The sequence below is a fragment of the Nocardia anocheti genome (assembly GCF_029675105.1).
In the GTDB taxonomy this organism is placed as follows: domain Bacteria; phylum Actinomycetota; class Actinomycetes; order Mycobacteriales; family Mycobacteriaceae; genus Nocardia.
Genome location: NZ_JAQQFV010000028.1, coordinates 1 through 793, shown reverse-complemented (window position 1 = coordinate 793; position 793 = coordinate 1). Strand labels below are relative to the sequence as shown.

General features: G+C 70.2%; 1 protein-coding gene. It reads right to left on the bottom strand.

The features are described from left to right. Window positions 1-793, bottom strand: a 793-nt coding sequence (locus tag QC180_RS30125) for an IS5 family transposase (protein ID WP_278266256.1), incomplete at both ends; no start/stop codon positions are given.

Sequence of the window (793 nt, the reverse complement as noted above, 5' to 3'; positions counted from 1 at the left end):
CTGCGATATCGATCGTGGCCTGATAACGGACAGCGAGTTTGTCGAACCTGGTCGCCACCGCGCGATGCTGTTTGAGCTGGTTGATGCCACGCTCGACCACGTTGCGGTCGCGGTAGCGGACCGGATCGAACGCTGGAGGCCGCCCACCGGCACTGCCACGCCGCCGCCGGTGCGCGGCCTGGTCGGCCGGGACCGGAATAGTCGCCGCGATCCCGCGACGGCGTAACCATTCCCGGTTCGAGCGGCTGGAATAGGCCTTGTCGGCCAGGACCCGACCGGGCCGCACCCGCGCCCGGCCGCCACCGAGTTTCGGCACCACGATCGCGTCGAGGACCGCGGTGAACTGCGGACTATCACCTGTCTGGCCAGCGGTCACCAGCACCGACAGCACCCGGCAGCCCTGGTCACACGCCAGATGCAGCTTGCTGGTCCACCCGCCCCGCGACCGCCCCAGCCCGTGATCGGGCGGCTCGCATTGCCCCGGACCGGCCGGTGGCTCGGCCTGCCTGGCGCCCTCACGGCGGGCGCCAGCGGCATGCGGGTGCGCACGCGTGATCGTCGAGTCGACGCTGACCTGCCAATCGATGATCCCGGCAGCATCAGCCAGGACCCGCAGCGACGTCACGATCGCCGACCACGTTCCGGCTCGTTGCCAGCGTCGGAACAATCCGTAGACCGCCTGCCAGGATCCGTACTCGGCCGGCACGTCCCGCCACGGAGACCCGACCCGGCACCGCCACCGGATCCCGTCGATGAGCTGCCGTTTCGTCCATTTCGGCGGACGGCCCGCCTT